Source organism: Coleofasciculus sp. B1-GNL1-01 (assembly GCF_040220235.1).
In the GTDB taxonomy this organism is placed as follows: Bacteria; Cyanobacteriota; Cyanobacteriia; order Cyanobacteriales; family Coleofasciculaceae; genus Coleofasciculus.
Genome location: NZ_JAVJTO010000078.1, coordinates 1 through 4,006 on the forward strand (window position 1 = coordinate 1; position 4,006 = coordinate 4,006).

Annotated in this window: 1 protein-coding gene and 2 pseudogenes; 2 read left to right on the top strand and 1 reads right to left on the bottom strand. The window is 42.6% G+C overall.

Features of this window, described 5'->3' with window-relative positions:
* The first annotated feature begins 410 nt into the window (after positions 1-410).
* Both RID53_RS19185 and RID53_RS19190 read left to right on the top strand, forming a co-directional pair.
* On the top strand, positions 411-2,675 hold the full coding sequence (locus RID53_RS19185) for a GumC family protein (protein WP_446389611.1): 2,265 nt from the start codon (positions 411-413) through the stop codon (positions 2,673-2,675).
* 93 nt (positions 2,676-2,768) lie between these two features.
* Positions 2,769-3,058, top strand: a pseudogene (locus RID53_RS19190) (transposase); the annotation flags it as partial.
* Positions 3,059-3,379: 321 nt separating this feature from the next.
* Here RID53_RS19190 and RID53_RS19195 read toward each other — a convergent pair.
* Positions 3,380-4,006: pseudogene (locus tag RID53_RS19195) on the bottom strand (IS4 family transposase); the annotation flags it as partial.

A 4,006-nucleotide genomic window follows, 5' to 3' on the forward strand; every position in this document is an offset into this window, starting at 1 on the left:
CACTGTTTCTGTTAGCTCACAACTTTTGGTCTTGCCCATTAGGGGATAAGGCTTGACGCAGCGCAAGAGTACATCTGAACTGGGGAAACTTTAGATTCACACATAGCCGTTTATGTCCTAACCGCCCTGGCGGTCGCTATAACTCCCGTAGAGCCAGTTTTCGGATTGTTCAGATTTTTTGATTTCTTGGGAATCTTTAGCCCGAGGTAAGTCTCCTGTTAAGATTGCTGTATTTTCGCGAAAATCCGGCAGAATCAGCGCCAGCACTGAGTCCAGTCATCTCACCTAGCACTTTCGTAGAATAGAGTTATGGATAAGTTCTCGCCTGTGGCTCCCGCAAAACTGGATGAAACAGGTATTATGACTTTTTCTGGGTTAAAAGTACACCCAAGACGCTAGAGGTGCTTTCGATGGATACCGAACATAATCTACCACCGTTTTCAGGTCAAGCGAATGGGAAATCCCATCAGTCGTGGTCTCAAGCCCACCCAACCGAACCTGATGAGAATAGCGGACAGACCATAGATCTAGCTTGGGTGTTTGCTGTTGTCCGTCGTAGAGCCTTGGTGATGGGGAGTGTGGCTTTTGCCTTGATCGTCCTCTCTGGACTCTGGCTAGTCTGGAACAAGCGCCAGACTGTTCTAGAGTATCAAGGTTCATTTAAACTGTTAGTCGAACCCGTCACGGCGGAAGGTCAGTTAAGAGATCAATTTTTATTGTCTCAAAATCAAAACTTAGACATCCAGAGAGTTCAGATAGAAAAAAGCTTGTTGGACTACGAGACACAGATTCGAGTTTTGCAAAGTCCGCAAATTCTGATGCCTGTGATTCAGCAACTGCAAGTTCAGTATCCAGAGATTGATTATAGTTCACTAAAGAATAGTCTATCTATTTCTCGCATCACTTATGAAAAAGATGACAAGGAAGAAGGGACAAAGATTCTAGAAGTTAGGTATCATGATCAAAATAGCAATAAAATTGAATTTGTATTAGAAGAACTTGCTAAAGCTTATCTTAATTATAGCTTGCAAGAACGCCAGAAGAGCATTCAACAAGGTCTTAAATTTATTAAATCTCAACTGCCTGCTCTTCAGCAGCAAGTTGATACGCTTCAGGGACAATTGCAAAACCTCCGCCAACAGTACAATTTGGTCAATCCTAATGTAGCCGACCAAGCCCTGACTGGACATCTCAGGGCTATTCAGACAGAGCGATTAGACACAGAAATCCAACTAGCTGAAACTCGCGCTCTCTACCAGACGCTGCAAAAGCAGTTGACTGAAGCTGATGCAACGGCTATTTTATCTCAGGAAGCAATCGCCTATGGTTCGTTAATCGATGAACTTCAGAAAGTAGAGGCTGAGATAGCCTCAGAATCCCCTCTATTTCGTGCCGATAGTCCACCCATGGAAATCTTGCGTGAACGACAGCAAAATTTGCGGCTTTTGTTGAATCAAGAATCTCAAAATATTCTGGAAAATCTAATCGGTCAAATTGAGGGACTTGAAGAGCGCTACAACACCATTGTCAACACCGAAAATCAGATTAATCAAAAACTGGAACAGTTGCCTATTGTTGCCCGCCAGACGGCTGATTTAGAAAGGAAACTAGAAGTTGCCACAGATAACCTAAAAGAATTTTTGAAGAAACGAGAGGCGTTGAGGTTGGATGCGGCTCAGCAAGAGATACCCTGGCAACTGATTAATCCACCTCAGTTATCCCGCACAGAAAGCGGTATTCTGATTCCTGTGGAATCTACATCAATCAAGCGCCCGTTCGCGGTAGCTGTGGTTTTAAGTGTACTGTTGGGCATAGGGGTCGGTTTTCTGGTCGAGGTTCTCCATACCGTCTTCCATACCCCTGATGAAATAAAAGGAGCAACTCGACTACCTATCTTGGGCGTGATTCCTTTTACCAAGAAACTGAAAAAACTTCCCCAGAAATCCCAGCAACTAGCAATTGTGGCGCAGGTTGCTGAGTTGACACCAACCAGAAAACCTCACCGTTGGTCTCATAATGGAGATGGGGCTTACTCCTACAGTACGTCTCCTTTTATCGAAGCCTTTCGCTCTCTCTATACCAATATTCGCTTACTCAGTTCTAAGCGGGCGATTCAGTCTTTAGCAATTAGTTCAGCTATACCTGGTGATGGCAAAACCACGGTTGCGGTATACTTGGCAAAAACCGCCGCTGCAATCGGTCAGCGCGTCTTACTTATCGATACCGATTTACGACGTCCTCAGCTTCATACTCGCCTAGACTTGCCCAATACCCAGGGACTCAGTGATATTATTGTAGCTGAGGTTAAACTCCAGGATGCTATTCAGAAATCTCCCCTAGAAGAGAACTTCTTTGTCTTGACGGCAGGTCAAAGCTTATCTGACCCCATCAGACTGCTCTCTTCGGATAAGATGCAGTATCTTATGGATCAAGTTTCAGCCCAGTTTGACCTGGTCATCTACGATACCCCACCGCTATTGGGGCTGGGAGATGGCAACCTGCTTGCGGCTAAGGCAGATGGCACAATACTGGTAGTGGGGATTGAAAAAACAGACCGTTCCTTGGTTATGAAAGCCTTCGATGGATTAAAGATTGCTAGAGCATCTGTTTTAGGGATTGTTGCCAATGGGATTAAGACAGAGACAACTCACGCTTATGGTGTCTATCGTCGATAAGGCTTTAACCCGGATTTCTCACAAAAAGCTGAAAAAAAGGGGTCAAAATATGCCAAAATACAGATATACTAAGCATTTCGGCAATTTAAGTCAATGACCCCAACATTAACAGATTGTATCCCAAAACTGTTCAAATTTAAACCCGTAAAATCTCGTCAGGTAATTGCCGATTTCCTCTCTCGGAGCCGTAACCTCAGATGGCGGGTTAACATTGATTGCCGATTTAGACCGAAAACTGAAAATCACATCTCGCCTCGCCCTTGTGTTTTACAGATTACAGACAACCTAACCGTATTGACCACTCAGTAGAAAGTCTAGTGGCACAAAGACTGTATGGGTTATTTCAAGGATATGAAGATGTCAACAACCATGAGCAATTACGCTGAAGGGGTGACAAGCAGCTCAAAAGCTTGGCAGGCAAAGCATTTCACCCCTCTTCCCCTCAAAAAGAATGTAACTTATTGACAGGTTTATTGAGAATGAATAAATGAATGAGAATGATAATCACCTACTTTTCTGAGTATCTTGGTTGTCTTTTTCGGATCAAAAATTAATTTGCGTATATTTTACGCAAATGTACTTGAATCAAAATCGAAGGAAGTGAATTGTCAAATTATCTGTAAGGCGTTAGGATTATTTTAATTCATCATTGTCCCCAGGAAAGCCAGATAGTTTCCACCCAACAAACAACATCTCAGTCAGTTTCAGGCTGTTGAATAGATAAATATTGAGGTTAAATTCGTCAATAATAGATGAAATAACTTCATCCCCGGATTTAAACCCAACTCACTTAGCTTTTGATAGTTTTCTTCTGATTGGCGGATATAAGTATCTTGCTTGATCCGCAAGGCAAAAAATACCTTCTTTTTCTTCAACCAGTAGGCTAGTTCAACACGGCGAAATTCCCGATCTCCGATGAGAACAACTTCATAACGGGAAAGCAATTTTAAGACCGGACGAATAACTGCAATTTGTTCGGATATATTGCTACTGCCCGCCTTATCCAAAAATTGCCAATATACTGGGAAGGAACGTTTTTTCCAAATCACAGCAACCATTAATAAATTATTGCTGTCCCATTGAGTTCTATCTATTGCTAGAATAACACGACTTCCCAGCGGAATTTGAGTTCTTAATATATATTTAATTATCGGAAACCAAATTAAGGGTAGACTAAGATTCGGAAGGACTAAAAACCTTTGCAGATGTTTCCTCCTACTTTGATAAAGGATGGGTACAGGAAAGAGCGCGGCTAATCTCTCAATCTTGACTTGTTTGTGTACTTGAAGCAGCCACAGTAAAATTTCTAGGGTGAGAAGTTGAGACTCACT

Excerpts from the sequence above, each read along its gene's own strand:
- RID53_RS19185 (WP_446389611.1), top strand. The coding sequence starts at position 411 with ATGGATACCGAACATAATCTACCACCGTTTTCAGGTCAAGCGAATGGG.